The 12,911-nt window shown below is 47.4% G+C and carries 25 protein-coding genes; 1 reads left to right on the forward strand and 24 read right to left on the reverse strand.

What is annotated here, in order from left to right:
- Positions 1-83 precede the first annotated feature (83 nt).
- From map to rpsJ, 24 genes are all read right to left on the reverse strand, one after another.
- A complete protein-coding gene (gene map / locus HP570_RS26995; protein ID WP_012683998.1) occupies positions 84-830 on the reverse strand; it encodes a type I methionyl aminopeptidase in 747 nt (248 codons plus the stop codon).
- Between the two features lie 6 nt (positions 831-836).
- Entirely contained in the window at positions 837-1,481 is a 645-nt protein-coding gene (locus HP570_RS27000; protein ID WP_012683997.1) for an adenylate kinase, read from the reverse strand.
- 60 nt (positions 1,482-1,541) lie between these two features.
- Complete coding sequence (gene secY, locus HP570_RS27005; RefSeq protein ID WP_012683996.1) at positions 1,542-2,837, reverse strand: preprotein translocase subunit SecY; 1,296 nt, start codon at positions 2,835-2,837, stop codon at positions 1,542-1,544.
- Entirely contained in the window at positions 2,837-3,277 is a 441-nt protein-coding gene (gene rplO, locus HP570_RS27010) for a 50S ribosomal protein L15 (RefSeq protein ID WP_007716272.1), read from the reverse strand. Before rplO ends, secY begins: the two co-directional genes overlap by 1 nt.
- Before the next feature lie 33 nt (positions 3,278-3,310).
- Entirely contained in the window at positions 3,311-3,496 is a 186-nt protein-coding gene (gene rpmD / locus HP570_RS27015; protein WP_012683995.1) for a 50S ribosomal protein L30, read from the reverse strand.
- 16 nt (positions 3,497-3,512) lie between these two features.
- Positions 3,513-4,010 carry a 30S ribosomal protein S5 gene (rpsE, locus tag HP570_RS27020; protein ID WP_007716268.1) on the reverse strand — a complete coding sequence of 166 codons (498 nt, stop codon included), beginning with the start codon at positions 4,008-4,010 and terminating at the stop codon, positions 3,513-3,515.
- An 18-nt stretch (positions 4,011-4,028) separates the two neighbouring features.
- Entirely contained in the window at positions 4,029-4,391 is a 363-nt protein-coding gene (rplR, locus tag HP570_RS27025) for a 50S ribosomal protein L18 (RefSeq protein WP_017247053.1), read from the reverse strand.
- Between the two features lie 32 nt (positions 4,392-4,423).
- Positions 4,424-4,960 carry a 50S ribosomal protein L6 gene (rplF, locus tag HP570_RS27030; RefSeq protein ID WP_012683993.1) on the reverse strand — a complete coding sequence of 179 codons (537 nt, stop codon included), beginning with the start codon at positions 4,958-4,960 and terminating at the stop codon, positions 4,424-4,426.
- 35 nt (positions 4,961-4,995) lie between these two features.
- Entirely contained in the window at positions 4,996-5,394 is a 399-nt protein-coding gene (gene rpsH / locus HP570_RS27035; protein ID WP_012683992.1) for a 30S ribosomal protein S8, read from the reverse strand.
- 27 nt (positions 5,395-5,421) lie between these two features.
- A complete protein-coding gene (locus tag HP570_RS27040; protein WP_007716256.1) occupies positions 5,422-5,607 on the reverse strand; it encodes a type Z 30S ribosomal protein S14 in 186 nt (61 codons plus the stop codon).
- A 24-nt stretch (positions 5,608-5,631) separates the two neighbouring features.
- On the reverse strand, positions 5,632-6,174 hold the full coding sequence (gene rplE, locus HP570_RS27045) for a 50S ribosomal protein L5 (protein ID WP_047074703.1): 543 nt from the start codon (positions 6,172-6,174) through the stop codon (positions 5,632-5,634).
- A gap of 26 nt (positions 6,175-6,200) precedes the next feature.
- Complete coding sequence (gene rplX, locus HP570_RS27050) at positions 6,201-6,515, reverse strand: 50S ribosomal protein L24 (protein ID WP_007716253.1); 315 nt, start codon at positions 6,513-6,515, stop codon at positions 6,201-6,203.
- 49 nt (positions 6,516-6,564) lie between these two features.
- Complete coding sequence (rplN, locus tag HP570_RS27055) at positions 6,565-6,933, reverse strand: 50S ribosomal protein L14 (RefSeq protein WP_012683990.1); 369 nt, start codon at positions 6,931-6,933, stop codon at positions 6,565-6,567.
- A gap of 41 nt (positions 6,934-6,974) precedes the next feature.
- Positions 6,975-7,241, reverse strand: a complete 267-nt coding sequence (rpsQ, locus tag HP570_RS27060) for a 30S ribosomal protein S17 (protein ID WP_012683989.1) — start codon at positions 7,239-7,241, stop codon at positions 6,975-6,977.
- A gap of 22 nt (positions 7,242-7,263) precedes the next feature.
- Positions 7,264-7,461 (reverse strand): 50S ribosomal protein L29, encoded by a 198-nt coding sequence (gene rpmC / locus HP570_RS27065; protein ID WP_012683988.1) that lies wholly within the window; start codon positions 7,459-7,461, stop codon positions 7,264-7,266.
- On the reverse strand, positions 7,451-7,885 hold the full coding sequence (gene rplP, locus HP570_RS27070; RefSeq protein WP_007716249.1) for a 50S ribosomal protein L16: 435 nt from the start codon (positions 7,883-7,885) through the stop codon (positions 7,451-7,453). The genes rpmC and rplP overlap by 11 nt, the downstream gene beginning before the upstream one ends.
- 2 nt (positions 7,886-7,887) lie before the next feature.
- The gene (gene rpsC / locus HP570_RS27075) at positions 7,888-8,550 is read right to left on the reverse strand and encodes a 30S ribosomal protein S3 (protein ID WP_012683987.1); all 663 of its coding nucleotides are present in this window, start codon (positions 8,548-8,550) and stop codon (positions 7,888-7,890) included.
- A 13-nt stretch (positions 8,551-8,563) separates the two neighbouring features.
- Positions 8,564-8,896 (reverse strand): 50S ribosomal protein L22, encoded by a 333-nt coding sequence (rplV, locus tag HP570_RS27080; protein WP_012683986.1) that lies wholly within the window; start codon positions 8,894-8,896, stop codon positions 8,564-8,566.
- 29 nt (positions 8,897-8,925) lie between these two features.
- Complete coding sequence (gene rpsS / locus HP570_RS27085; RefSeq protein WP_007716246.1) at positions 8,926-9,207, reverse strand: 30S ribosomal protein S19; 282 nt, start codon at positions 9,205-9,207, stop codon at positions 8,926-8,928.
- A gap of 49 nt (positions 9,208-9,256) precedes the next feature.
- Complete coding sequence (gene rplB, locus HP570_RS27090; RefSeq protein ID WP_012683985.1) at positions 9,257-10,087, reverse strand: 50S ribosomal protein L2; 831 nt, start codon at positions 10,085-10,087, stop codon at positions 9,257-9,259.
- A gap of 32 nt (positions 10,088-10,119) precedes the next feature.
- A complete protein-coding gene (gene rplW, locus HP570_RS27095; RefSeq protein WP_007716243.1) occupies positions 10,120-10,410 on the reverse strand; it encodes a 50S ribosomal protein L23 in 291 nt (96 codons plus the stop codon).
- Positions 10,410-11,033 carry a 50S ribosomal protein L4 gene (gene rplD, locus HP570_RS27100; RefSeq protein WP_173627749.1) on the reverse strand — a complete coding sequence of 208 codons (624 nt, stop codon included), beginning with the start codon at positions 11,031-11,033 and terminating at the stop codon, positions 10,410-10,412. The genes rplW and rplD overlap by 1 nt, the downstream gene beginning before the upstream one ends.
- Before the next feature lie 20 nt (positions 11,034-11,053).
- Positions 11,054-11,683 (reverse strand): 50S ribosomal protein L3, encoded by a 630-nt coding sequence (gene rplC, locus HP570_RS27105; RefSeq protein WP_012683983.1) that lies wholly within the window; start codon positions 11,681-11,683, stop codon positions 11,054-11,056.
- A gap of 150 nt (positions 11,684-11,833) precedes the next feature.
- Entirely contained in the window at positions 11,834-12,142 is a 309-nt protein-coding gene (rpsJ, locus tag HP570_RS27110; protein ID WP_005828858.1) for a 30S ribosomal protein S10, read from the reverse strand.
- Between the two features lie 356 nt (positions 12,143-12,498).
- Between rpsJ and HP570_RS27115 the strand changes: the two genes are divergently transcribed.
- A complete protein-coding gene (locus tag HP570_RS27115; protein ID WP_173627750.1) occupies positions 12,499-12,885 on the forward strand; it encodes a globin domain-containing protein in 387 nt (128 codons plus the stop codon).
- Positions 12,886-12,911 lie beyond the last annotated feature (26 nt).

A 12,911-nucleotide genomic window follows, 5' to 3' on the forward strand; every position in this document is an offset into this window, starting at 1 on the left:
CATGAGTTTTGCGAAATGATCACACAACGAACTTATCGTCGACACGTTGGACGACAATCCCGAATCGTTCGGAACTACCGTTTTTATGTCCGTGTAAAAATCTCATAGCCATCTTCCGTAATCGCGATGGTGTGTTCAAAATGAGCACAAGTTTTCCGATCCACTGTTACTACCGTCCAATTGTCCTCCAATGTGCGGACATAACGTTCGCCGGCATTTACCATTGGCTCAATTGCCAACACCATGCCTGGTTTTAACCGTGGTCCTCGATCAGGAGGGCCGTAGTTAGGAACCTGCGGATCTTCGTGCAAGTTTTGCCCGATCCCATGCCCCACATACTCGCGAACGAGTGTGAAGTCGGCAGCTTCTGCATGAACCTGAATCGCATGAGAGATATCGGATAAGCGTCCACCTGGAACAGCTTTTTCAAGCCCCTTGTACAAGGACTCTTCCGTTACTCTGAGTAGCTTCTGGTTTTCTGTTGAAATCTTACCGACCGGATACGTCCAAGCGGAGTCGCCATGATAACCCTGAAACTGGGCACCAATGTCGATACTGATAATGTCTCCTTCTTGTAACGCCCGTTTACCTGGGATCCCGTGTACGAGTTCTTCATTGACTGAAGCACAGATACTTCCTGGAAAGCCACCATAGCCTTTAAACGATGGAATTGCTCCCATGCTTCGAATAAAGGTCTCGGCAATTTCGTCTAGCTGCTTCGTCGTGACACCAGGCTTGATCGCCTTGGCCAGTTCTTGATGGGTGAGTGCGACGATACGACCAGCTTCGCGCATAACCTCAAGTTCTGCTTTCGACTTTAGGATAATCATTCGCAATTACCCTCGCAACAAAGACTTAATTTCCGCAAACACTACCTGGATATCTTGTTCTCCATCGATATCTCGCAGAAGTTCCTGTGCGGAGTAGTAGTCGATAAGTGGCTGTGTTTGAGCGATATTCACGTCAAGGCGTTGTGTTACCACTTCGATCTTGTCGTCTTCACGCTGATACAGCTTACCACCGTCTTTATCACATACGCCAGCCTCTTTTGGAGGATTGAACATCGTGTGATAGCTAGCACCGCAAACAGGGCAGATCCAGCGACCGGTCAGACGTTCAATCAATTGCTCGCGTTGAACGTTGATGTTAATTACATGGTCAATTTCGCGTCCCAGCTCTTTTACTGTAGCTGTCAACGCTTCCGCCTGAGGAACTGTGCGCGGAAAACCATCTAAGAGGAATCCCTTAGCGCAGTCATCCATCGAAAGGCGCTCCCGCACAATACCAATGACAACCTCGTCTGGGACGAGATGACCTTTATCCATGTAGGATTTTGCCTCTAGTCCGAGCGGCGTTTCGTTTTTGACCGCAGCTCGGAACATGTCGCCAGTCGAAATGTGCGGGATGTCAAACTCTTTTACGATACGTTCTGCCTGTGTCCCTTTACCGGCTCCAGGCAGTCCCATCAGAATTATATTCACGTCCATTCCCTCCGTCCCATCAAAAAAGCTACTGAAGCTTTTCTGTAAACATCTAAGTCATTACTTGATAAACCCTTGGTAGTGGCGTTTGATCATTTGACTTTCAATCTGCTTCATTGTATCCAAGCTTACCCCAACCACGATCAACAGCGATGTACCACCGATGTAAATGGATTGTGGCAAGTTTGCAAGACTACCGAAGAAGAATGGCAATATCGCAATAATCATCAAGAACAAAGCGCCCGCCAATGTTAACCGGTTTAATGTACGAGTAATGAATACCTCAGTGTTTTTACCAGGTCGGATACCAGGAATGTAACCGCCATTTTTTCTCATGTTTTCTGCCATTTGTACAGGGTTGATCTGTACGAATGTGTAGAAGTAGGTGAATCCGAGAATCAAGATAGCGTAAAGCGTCATTCCTAATGGTTTGTTGACTTGGAAGTTCTGATAAATCCAGTTAGCAAATCCTTGTCCAGATGCATCCACCCAGAACTGAGCAATCGTTGACGGGAACATTACCAGCGATACCGCAAAGATAACAGGAATAACACCAGCAGAGTTGATTTTCAGTGGAATGTGGGTAGATTGACCACCGTACATTTTGCGTCCAACCACTCGTTTCGCATATTGCACTGGAATCTTACGAAGGCCTTGCTGCATAAAGATAACCCCGACAATGATGGCGAGGATCACCAATAGGATAAGCAGAACTTTGACGACGCTGAAGAATACGTTTTGAGATGGGTCAGCGAACTGTGTTGTGTAAATCGTCGTAATCCCTTGCGGAATGTTAGCGACGATCCCACCAACGATCAGGATCGAAATCCCGTTACCGATACCCTTCTCCGTAATCTGTTCCCCCATCCACATCATGAATGCAGTCCCAGCTGTCAAAGTCAACGCAATGAGTGCATAGCTGCTAACCGACGTGTCGTTTAGTAAACCAGGCGCCATATTGTTGAATCCAATCGTCATCCCTACAGACTGAATCAAACCAAGGATAATTGTAGCGTAACGGGTAACGGTGGCAATCTTGCGACGACCAACTTCCCCTTCACGAGCCCATTGCGTAAGCTTAGGCACAACATCCATGGACATCAGCTGCATGATAATCGATGCCGTAATGTACGGCATGATACCCATGGCAAAAATCGAGAAGTTATGCAGTGCACCACCTGAGAAGGTGTTCAACAAGCCCAGTAATTGGTTTGTATTCTGCTGAAACAACGCGACATTTACGTTAGGAACTGGCACATAGCTTCCGATCCGGAAAACGACCAGCATCATGAGCGTAAAAAGGATTTTGCGACGAAGGTCGCTAATTTTGAAAATGTTAGTTAAGGACGCTAACATTAGATCACCTCGGTTGTTCCACCGACTTGTGCGATCTTCTCAGCAGCAGCTCCGGAGAACTTGTGAGCTTTTACAGTCAGCTTCACAGTCAGTTCACCGTTAGCAAGAACCTTAACACCGTCGCGCAGCGCGCTGATAACACCAGTTTCTTTCAACAGCTCAGGTGTTACTACAGTGCCCTCTTCGAAACGGTTCAGCGCGTCCAAGCTAACAATCGCAAATTCTTTGCGGCTGATGTTAGTGAAACCACGCTTAGGCAGACGACGGTACAATGGGTTTTGACCACCCTCGAAACCAGGGCGTACGCCGCCACCGGAACGAGCGTTTTGACCTTTGTGACCTTTACCAGCAGTTTTGCCAGTACCGCTACCAATACCGCGACCGATGCGCTTACGAGTGTGACGGGATCCTTCTGCAGGTTGCAGTTCATGCAATTTCATACGTTGCACCTCCTAACTAATTGAGATGTTCAATTAAGCTTCTACTTCTTTCACTTCTACCAAGTGCTTCACTTTGAAAACCATTCCACGAATTGCAGGATTATCTTCCTTCACTACAGTGGAGTTGATTTTGCGAAGACCCAGAGCTTTTACAGTGTCTTGCTGATCTACAGTACGACCGATCAGGCTGCGTTTGAGGGTGATTTGCAATTTTGCCATGTTCATTCCCTCCTTATTAACCCAACAACTCGTCAACAGTCTTACCGCGCAATTTCGCGACATCTTCCGCTGTTTTCAGACGACCGAGGCCTTCCAGCGTAGCGTTGACCATGTTGATAGGATTGTTGGAACCAAGAGACTTACTCAAAATATCGCCTACACCAGCCAGTTCGAGTACGGCACGAACAGGTCCACCAGCGATAACACCTGTACCAGGGGCAGCAGGCTTGATGAGAACCTTACCAGCGCCGAATTGGCACAGTACTTGGTGCGGAACAGTTGTTCCTCTCATCGGTACACGGATCAATTTTTTCTTAGCATCGTCAATCGCTTTGCGAATGGCGTCTGGAACTTCTTGAGCTTTACCCATACCAGCACCTACGTGGCCGTTACGGTCTCCCACAACAACCAAGGCGCTGAAGCTCATACGACGTCCACCTTTAACCGTTTTTGCTACACGGTTAACTGCGACTACTTTTTCTTCGAGCTCTAATTTGCTAGGGTCGATACGCATTCCTTACCCTCCTTGTTGTTAGAATTGCAGACCAGCTTCACGAGCTGCTTCTGCCAGTGCTTTAATACGTCCATGATAGATGTAACCACCGCGGTCAAAAATCACTTCAGTCGCACCTTTTTCTTGTGCACGCTTAGCGATCAGTGTGCCAACAGCTGTAGCAGCTTCCACGTTTGCGCCATTATTCAGGCCCAGCTCTTTATCCAAAGAAGATGCAGATACCAGTGTTACGCCAGTTGCATCGTCGATCAATTGAGCGTAGATGTGCTTAGAAGAACGGAATACGTTCAGACGTGGGCGAATGGTAGAACCAATCACACGTTTGCGGATTCGCAGGTGACGTTTTTTCCGAGCTTTGTTTTTATCAGCTTTCGTAAACATTAAGCGGCCTCCTTTCTCATGAAGCTAGAAGCTTATTTACCTTTTTTACCTTCTTTACGACGAACAACTTCATTGCTGTACTTGATACCTTTACCTTTGTATGGCTCAGGTTTACGCAGAGAACGGATTTCAGCAGCAATTTGGCCTACGCGCTCTTTGTTGATACCTTTTACCACCAAAGTGGTTTGGTTTGGTACATCAATTTCGATACCCTCTTCTGGAGTAACTTCCACTGGGTGGGAGAAACCAAGAGAGAGAGTAACACCGTTGCCGGACTTAGCAGCACGGTAACCTACACCGACCAGTTCCAGGGTACGAGTGAAGCCTTCAGATACGCCAGTTACCATGTTGGATACCAGCGCACGAGTCGTACCATGCAGGGAACGGTGAAGTTTGTTATCGCTTGGACGCTCAACGATTACTTCGTTTTCAGCGATGTTGATTTTGATATCTTCATGGAAGCTACGAACGAGTTGACCCTTAGGGCCTTTTACCGTCAGCTCAGTACCGTTCAGAGTGAGGGTAACGCCTGCAGGGACCACGATCGGTTTTCTACCGACACGAGACATGTGGTGCACCTCCTGTGCTATTTACAATCTGTTAATTACCAAATGTATGCGAGAACCTCTCCACCTACGTGAGCTTGACGAGCTTGCTTGTCAGTCATTACACCAGTGGATGTAGAGATGATCGCGCAACCGAGACCACCCAAAACCTTAGGTACTTCATTGTTCTTTGCATAAACACGAAGTCCTGGCTTGGAGATACGTTTCAGACCTGTGATAACACGCTCGTTGCCTGCACCATATTTCAGGAATACGCGGATGATTCCTTGTTTGTTGTCTTCAACAAACTCCGCATCGCGGATGAAGCCTTCTTCTTTCAGAATGCGCGCGATTTCCTTCTTGATGGTGGACGCCGGGATTTCCACTTTCTCGTGGCGAACCATGTTGGCGTTACGAATTCGTGTCAACATATCTGCGATTGGATCAGTCATAACCATGAGAGAAAACCTCCTTCCCGTTTCAAATTACCAGCTTGCTTTTTTCACGCCTGGAATTTGACCTTTATAAGCAAGTTCACGGAAGCAAATACGGCAGAGTTTAAATTTGCGCAATACGGAGTGAGGACGTCCGCAACGCTCGCAACGTGTGTACGCGCGTACTGCAAACTTCGGCTCCCGCTGTTGCTTGATGATCATTGATTTCTTTGCCACATTCTTCCCTCCTTACGAGTGGGTTTATTTACGGAATGGCATACCCATTTGAGTCAGCAACTCACGAGCTTCCTCATCCGTTTTCGCGGAAGTAACAATAACGATGTCCATACCACGAACTTTATCAATTTTATCGTACTCGATCTCAGGGAAGATCAGTTGTTCCTTCAGACCAAGTGTGTAGTTACCGCGACCGTCAAAAGCCTTGGAAGAAATTCCACGGAAGTCACGAACACGTGGGAGAGATACGTTCATCAATTTGTCGAGGAAGTGGTACATACGCTCGCCGCGCAGAGTAACCTTCGCACCGATCGGCATACCTTCACGCAATTTGAAACCCGCGATGGATTTCTTAGCCTTTGTTACTACAGGCTTTTGACCAGCGATGATTTGCAGGTCTTCAATTGCAGTATCCAAGGACTTAGCGTTCGCTACCGCTTCGCCAACACCCATATTGATGATGATCTTTTCTACTTTCGGCACTTGCATGATGGAAGTGTAGTTGAACTTGCTCATCAAGCTAGGTACGATTTCGCTCGTATACTTTTCTTTCAATCTTGTTGCCATCTAGGATATCCTCCTTTCCAACCTGACTACTTGTCGAGTACTTCGCCAGACTTTTTCGCGTACCGAACTTTCTTGCCGTTATCCAAAACTTTGTAACCGATGCGAGTAGCTTTTCCGGACTTCGGATCGATCAAAGATACGTTGGATACGTGAATAGCTGCTTCTTGAGTCACAATGCCACCTTGCGGGTTAGCTTGGGACGGACGGCTATGTTTCTTCACGAGGTTGATACCTTCAACCAGAACGCGTTCTTTCTTTGGATAAGCAGCGAGAACGCGACCTTTTTTGCCTTTATCTTTGCCCGCATTTACGATAACAGTGTCGCCTTTTTTAACGTGCATCGCTTGGTGCACCTCCTATCGAACAAACTGCCTGAGTTTTGCCGTTCAATTAGATAACCTCTGGAGCCAGAGAGATGATCTTCATGAAATCCTTATCGCGGAGCTCACGAGCCACAGGTCCAAAGATACGAGTACCACGTGGGGATTGATCGTCTTTGATAACTACAGCTGCATTTTCATCGAAACGGATGTAAGAACCATCGTTACGACGAACGCCACTTACTGTGCGTACTACTACCGCTTTAACTACTTGACCTTTCTTGACAACGCCGCCGGGTGTAGCGGATTTTACGGAGCACACGATAACATCACCGATGTTCGCCGTTTTACGACCGGAACCACCCAGAACCTTGATGCACATGAGTTCCTTTGCACCGGAGTTGTCAGCAACAGCCAATCTCGTCTGAGTTTGGATCATTTACTGTTCCTCCTTTCGGAATTAATATCCGAAAATCTGACTTATACGATTACTGCCTCTTCGACGATACGTACCAAACGGAAACGCTTGTCTTTAGACAATGGACGAGTTTCCATGATTTCTACGATGTCGCCCACTTTTGCCGTGTTGTTCTCGTCGTGAGCCTTGAACTTTTTCGAGAATTTCATGCGTTTGCCGTACAAAGGATGTGTCTTGTAAGTTTCAACAAGAACAACAATGGTTTTATCCATTTTGTCGGAAACAACGCGACCTACAACTGTTCGACGCATATTGCGATCTGCGGTCATCGTTCAAACCTCCTTCCTATAATTAGCCGATTCCCAATTCTCTCTGGCGCAGGACGGTTTTCGCACGAGCAATATCCTTACGCACTTGTTTAATACGAGATGTGGTTTCGAGTTGACCCGTAGCCAGCTGGAAACGAAGGTTGAACAACTCTTCTTTCAAAGAAGTAACGTTTTGTTCGATCTCGGCAGTGGTCAAATTACGGTACTCATTAGCCTTCATGTGCGTCACCACCCACTTCTTCACGCTTCACGAACTTGCACTTGATTGGCAGTTTGTGCATAGCCAGACGCATAGCTTCGCGAGCGACTTCTTCAGGAACACCAGCAAGCTCGAACATGATCTTGCCTGGCTTCACTACCGCTACCCATTTCTCAGGAGAACCTTTACCGGAACCCATGCGGACTTCGAGCGGTTTTTGTGTTACTGGTTTATCTGGGAAAATTTTGATCCAAACTTTACCACCACGTTTGATGTAACGAGTCATCGCGATACGAGCTGCCTCGATCTGACGGTTAGTTACCCAAGATGGTTCCATTGCTTGCAATCCGTATTCACCGAACGCAACAGTAGTACCGCCTTTTGCGTTACCAGCCATTTTCCCGCGGTGTTGTTTACGGTGTTTCACGCGTTTTGGCGTCAACATGATTACTTGCCTCCTTCCTCAGTAGCGACGTTCTTTCTCGCTGGAAGGACTTCTCCACGATAGATCCACACTTTAACACCGATGCGACCATAAGTGGTATGTGCTTCAGCAGTACCGTAGTCGATGTCAGCGCGCAATGTGTGAAGTGGAACAGTACCTTCGCTGTAACCTTCAGAACGTGCGATGTCCGCGCCGCCAAGACGACCGCTTACCAAGGTTTTGATACCTTTAGCACCAGAGCGCAGCGTACGAGTGATCGATTGCTTTTGCGCACGGCGGAAAGAAATGCGGTTTTCCAATTGGCGTGCAATATTTTCAGCTACCAGAGTAGCATCCAGATCCGGACGTTTGATTTCGTTGATATTGATATGAACGCGTTTGCCAGTCAGATCAGTCAGGGTTTTGCGCAGAGTTTCAACCTCTGAACCACCTTTACCAATTACCATACCAGGCTTAGCGGTGTGAATCGTAACGTTCACGCGATTAGCTGCGCGCTCGATTTCGATCGTGGATACAGCAGCATCTTTCAGACGCCCTTTTACATACTTGCGGATTTTCAAGTCTTCGTGCAACAGAGTTGCGAAGTCCTTGTCAGCGTACCATTTGGACTCCCAGTCACGAATGACACCGATCCGAAGACCTACCGGGCTTACCTTTTGACCCACACGTAATCCCTCCTTATTTCTCGTTTAGTACCACTGTGATGTGGCTCGTGCGTTTATGGATGCGGCTAGCGCGACCCATAGCGCGCGGACGGAAACGCTTCAACGTAGGACCTTGGTCTACGAAGACTTTACCCACTACGAGGCTGTTTGGATCCATCTCATAGTTGTGCTCAGCGTTTGCAATAGCCGACTTCAGGAGTTTTTCAACAACTGGAGAAGCTGCCTTTGGCGTGTGTTTCAAGATCGCCAAAGCTTCACCTACTTGCTTGCCTCTGATCAAGTCTACCACCAGGCGGACTTTACGAGACGCGATGCGAATGTTGCGTGCAACTGCTTTTGCTTCCATCTTTGTACCTCCTCTCTGTCAAGAGAAAATTAGCGCTTCTTGGACTTCTTGTCGTTGTCGACGTGACCCTTGAAGGTACGAGTTGGTGCGAATTCACCCAATTTATGACCAACCATGTCTTCCGATACGTATACTGGTACATGTTTGCGACCATCGTAAACTGCAAACGTGTGTCCTACGAAATCAGGGAAGATGGTGGAACGGCGAGACCAAGTTTTGATCACGCGTTTCTCGTTCTTTTCATTTTGCTCGTCAACTTTTTTCATCAAGTGGTCATCCACGAAAGGACCCTTTTTTAAACTACGTCCCATTAGTGAACCTCCCTTCGCCAAAGGCGTTCGGTTATAGTATCAGCCTACCTTACTTCTTGCGGCGGCGGATGATGTATTGGTCGGACTTGTTCTTCTTCTTACGAGTCTTGAGACCCAGGGTTGGTTTACCCCAAGGAGTAACAGGAGCCTTACGACCGATTGGAGCGCGACCTTCACCACCACCGTGTGGGTGATCGTTAGGGTTCATTACGCTACCGCGAACAGTTGGACGGATACCCAACCAGCGGGAACGTCCTGCTTTACCGATGTTCAGCAGTTCGTGATCCAGGTTACCTACTTGACCGATAGTAGCGCGGCATACGTTGTGGATGCGGCGAGTTTCACCGGAAGACAGGCGAACGATTACGAACTCACCATCACGACCAAGCAATTGAGCAGATGTACCAGCAGCGCGCACCAATTGGCCGCCTTTACCAGGTTTCAGCTCGATGTTGTGGATGGTAGTACCTACCGGGATTTTCTCCATTGGCAGTGCGTTACCGATTTTGATGTCGGCATCTGCTCCGGATACGATCTGGTCGCCCACTTTCAGGTTGTGTGGAGCGATAATGTAACGCTTTTCACCGTCTGCATAGTTGATCAGCGCGATGTTAGCGGAACGGTTTGGATCGTATTCAATGGTTGCTACGCGACCAATGATACCATCTTTGTTACGTTTGAAGTCGATAATACGGTATTTACGTTTATGACCGCCACCTTGATGACGAACGGTAATTCTACCTTGGTTGTTGCGACCAGCTTTTTTGCTGAGAGGCGCCAACAAGGATTTTTCGGGAGTCGACGTGGTGATCTCCTCGAAAGTAGAAACCGTCATTTGGCGACGACCAGGAGAAGTCGGTTTAAACTTTTTGATACCCATGTTAATACCCTCCTTTTCGGTAGTCGTCGAGGTTATACTCCCTCGTAGAAGGCCAATTCTTTGCTGTCATCAGTCAGCTTAACGATTGCTTTCTTCCACTCGGACGTGTAACCGGAGTATTTTCCGTAGCGTTTTGGTTTCGCAGGTACACGAACTGTGTTAACTGCTTCTACTTTTACGCCAAATACTTTTTCAACAGCTTGTTTGATTTCTGTCTTGTTAGCTTTGAGAGGTACTTCGAAAACGTACTTCTTCTCAGCCATCATATCAGTGGTGCGCTCGGTAATGACAGGGCGTTTAAGGACATCATGAAGGCTCTTCATTATGCGAGCACCTCCTCTACTTTCGCAACCGCTTCTTTCGTCACGATTACTTTGTCATGCGCTACCAGATCAAGAACGTTAATGCCTGCAGCATCTACGATTTTTGTACCTGGGATATTGCGGGAAGCGAGCGCTACGTTTTGGTCGTACTCGGAAGTAACGATCAGAACTTTGCGATCTACTTTCAAGCTGCTCAGAACAGCTGTCATTTCCTTAGTTTTTGGAGCTGTGAAGTTCAAAGCTTCCAATACCAGGAGTTCGTTGTTTTGTACTTTCGTGGAAAGTGCAGATTTCAGAGCCAAACGGCGAACTTTACGGTTCAGTTTGTAACCGTATTTGCGCGGAGTTGGACCGAATACAACACCGCCACCTTTCCATTGCGGAGAGCGAATGGAACCTTGGCGTGCACGACCTGTACCTTTTTGGCGCCATGGCTTGCGGCCACCACCACGTACTTCAGAACGGTTCTTTACATCATGTGTACCTTGGCGTTGGGATGCTTGTTGCATCACGATCGCATCGTACAGAACTGCGCTGTTAGGCTCAATACCAAATACGCTGTCTGCCAGATCGATTTCGCCAACTTGAGAACCGGTTTGGTTATAAAGAGCTACTTTCGGCATGTCAGTTCCTCCTTTCCTTACTAGTTCTTCTTGACTGCCGTGGATACCAGTACGCAGCTGTTTTTCGGACCAGGCACGGAGCCTTTTACGAGAACCAGGTTACGTTCTGTATCTACTTTAATTACTTCCAGGTTTTGAATGGTAACGTTGTCGCCACCCATTTGACCTGGCAGTGTTTGACCTTTAAATACGCGGTTCGGAGCTACAGCACCCATGGAACCTGGACCGCGATGGTAACGCGAACCGTGAGCCATAGGACCGCGGGATTGATTGTGACGTTTGATCGCACCTTGGAAACCTTTACCCTTGGATACGCCAGCTACGTCCACCATTTCTCCCTCGGCAAAAATGTCAGCCTTCAACTCTTGACCAACCTCGTAATCAGCGAGGTTAACTCCGCGAATTTCGCGAATGAAGCGCTTAGGAGCAGTGTTAGCTTTCGCTGCATGTCCTTTTTCCGGCTTGTTAGCGCGCTGTTCTTTTTTGTCTTCGAAGCCGATTTGAATCGCTTCATAACCGTCAGTCTCAACGTCTTTCTTCTGAAGAACTACGTTGGAACCAACCTCGATGACCGTTACAGCAGTCGCTGTTCCGTTTGGACCAAAAACTTGAGTCATACCAAGTTTTTTCCCTAAGATTCCTTTGGTCATTTGTGCCACCTCCTGTGCTTATTTCAGTAAAACGCTTTTTATGTTGTATCAAGTCCCCATCGATGCGCAGGGGTGCCATTTTAAGGGTTTGTTGCTTGGTGTAACACGCTTATCAAGACAACGTCTGCGCGTGTATCGCTTTTTGGGACCTTACAGTTTAATCTCGATATCCACACCAGATGGCAGATCCAGACGCATCAAAGCATCTACTGTTTGTGGTGTTGGGTTCAAGATGTCGATCAAACGTTTGTGTGTACGCATCTCGAATTGCTCGCGAGAATCTTTGTACTTATGAACCGCACGCAGGATCGTGTAAACTGCTTTCTCCGTTGGGAGTGGAATTGGACCGGATACGTTAGCACCGGAACGCTTCGCAGTGTCTACAATTTTTTCTGCGGACTGATCCAGGATTTTGTGATCATACGCCTTCAAACGAATACGAATCTTTTGCTTTGCCATTGAAGTCCCTCCTTTTTCGCCCATTTTTTAAACAGACATTTCTCCGTGGAAATATCCTGCACCCCGGTCATGGCAAAGGGGCCGGGTGTGTCAGCAACCTCCCACATCATCGCAAGTCCATGACCAACATTCAATATTGTACTAAAAAGATTTGGGCAACGCAAGTTTTTTCTTGGGTTTCCGTATATTTTTTTGTACAGGGTGTGCCTACTGAATGGCTCACCTTGACCATCATACAGATTTCAAGGAAGAAAGGCAAGCGGGATTACCTGCCAACCTGCCAAGTCATCTATCTATAATAGAAGGATGACGTTATACTTAGGATTGTAATCGTTATGAAATGGAGGTTTTCCTCAATGTCTGATGTGAATCAAACCCCTTATGAAATCATTGGCGGGGCAGATACTTTGACCCGTCTTGTCGATACCTTTTACGATCTGGTAAAACAGCATCCCGATATTAACGACCTCTTCCCTGAAGATTTAACCCACGTGAAGGAGCGTCAATATCAGTTTTTGACGCAGTTTCTCGGTGGTCCAAGCCTTTATTCGGACGCCCATGGTCATCCGATGCTGCGAGCACGACACATGCCTTTCCCCATTGGACCTGTACAGGCAGAGGCTTGGCTATCTTGTATGGATAAAGCCATGAACCTGACTGGACTAGAGGGCGAAATTCGGAAGCAAATCTTTGATCGCTTGCGTTTAACTGCTCACCATATGGTCAATAAGTGGGCTCAATAAGAAAAAGCGTAGGACAATTTACCGTC

Origin of the sequence: Brevibacillus sp. RS1.1 (assembly GCF_013284365.1) — a bacterium.
GTDB lineage: Bacteria > Bacillota > Bacilli > Brevibacillales > Brevibacillaceae > Brevibacillus > Brevibacillus brevis_D.

Excerpts from the sequence above, each read along its gene's own strand:
- rplX (WP_007716253.1), bottom strand. The coding sequence starts at position 6,515 with ATGCACGTTAAAAAAGGCGACACTGTTATCGTAAATGCGGGCAAAGAT.
- rplE (WP_047074703.1), bottom strand. The coding sequence starts at position 6,174 with ATGGCAACAAGATTGAAAGAAAAGTATACGAGCGAAATCGTACCTAGC.
- map (WP_012683998.1), bottom strand. The coding sequence starts at position 830 with ATGATTATCCTAAAGTCGAAAGCAGAACTTGAGGTTATGCGCGAAGCT.
- rplP (WP_007716249.1), bottom strand. The coding sequence starts at position 7,885 with ATGTTGACGCCAAAACGCGTGAAACACCGTAAACAACACCGCGGGAAA.
- rpmD (WP_012683995.1), bottom strand. The coding sequence starts at position 3,496 with ATGGCAAAATTGCAAATCACCCTCAAACGCAGCCTGATCGGTCGTACT.
- rpsQ (WP_012683989.1), bottom strand. The coding sequence starts at position 7,241 with ATGACCGCAGATCGCAATATGCGTCGAACAGTTGTAGGTCGCGTTGTT.
- rplR (WP_017247053.1), bottom strand. The coding sequence starts at position 4,391 with ATGTTTACGAAAGCTGATAAAAACAAAGCTCGGAAAAAACGTCACCTG.
- rplC (WP_012683983.1), bottom strand. The coding sequence starts at position 11,683 with ATGACCAAAGGAATCTTAGGGAAAAAACTTGGTATGACTCAAGTTTTT.
- rplO (WP_007716272.1), bottom strand. The coding sequence starts at position 3,277 with ATGAAATTGCATGAACTGCAACCTGCAGAAGGATCCCGTCACACTCGT.
- rplV (WP_012683986.1), bottom strand. The coding sequence starts at position 8,896 with ATGGAAGCAAAAGCAGTTGCACGCAACATTCGCATCGCGTCTCGTAAA.
- rplW (WP_007716243.1), bottom strand. The coding sequence starts at position 10,410 with ATGAAGAGCCTTCATGATGTCCTTAAACGCCCTGTCATTACCGAGCGC.
- rpsJ (WP_005828858.1), bottom strand. The coding sequence starts at position 12,142 with ATGGCAAAGCAAAAGATTCGTATTCGTTTGAAGGCGTATGATCACAAA.
- rplF (WP_012683993.1), bottom strand. The coding sequence starts at position 4,960 with ATGTCTCGTGTCGGTAGAAAACCGATCGTGGTCCCTGCAGGCGTTACC.
- rpmC (WP_012683988.1), bottom strand. The coding sequence starts at position 7,461 with ATGAAGGCTAATGAGTACCGTAATTTGACCACTGCCGAGATCGAACAA.
- HP570_RS27115 (WP_173627750.1), top strand. The coding sequence starts at position 12,499 with ATGTCTGATGTGAATCAAACCCCTTATGAAATCATTGGCGGGGCAGAT.
- secY (WP_012683996.1), bottom strand. The coding sequence starts at position 2,837 with ATGTTAGCGTCCTTAACTAACATTTTCAAAATTAGCGACCTTCGTCGC.
- rpsE (WP_007716268.1), bottom strand. The coding sequence starts at position 4,010 with ATGCGTATCGACCCTAGCAAATTAGAGCTCGAAGAAAAAGTAGTCGCA.
- rpsS (WP_007716246.1), bottom strand. The coding sequence starts at position 9,207 with ATGGGACGTAGTTTAAAAAAGGGTCCTTTCGTGGATGACCACTTGATG.
- rplB (WP_012683985.1), bottom strand. The coding sequence starts at position 10,087 with ATGGGTATCAAAAAGTTTAAACCGACTTCTCCTGGTCGTCGCCAAATG.
- rpsH (WP_012683992.1), bottom strand. The coding sequence starts at position 5,394 with ATGGTTATGACTGATCCAATCGCAGATATGTTGACACGAATTCGTAAC.
- rplN (WP_012683990.1), bottom strand. The coding sequence starts at position 6,933 with ATGATCCAAACTCAGACGAGATTGGCTGTTGCTGACAACTCCGGTGCA.
- rplD (WP_173627749.1), bottom strand. The coding sequence starts at position 11,033 with ATGCCGAAAGTAGCTCTTTATAACCAAACCGGTTCTCAAGTTGGCGAA.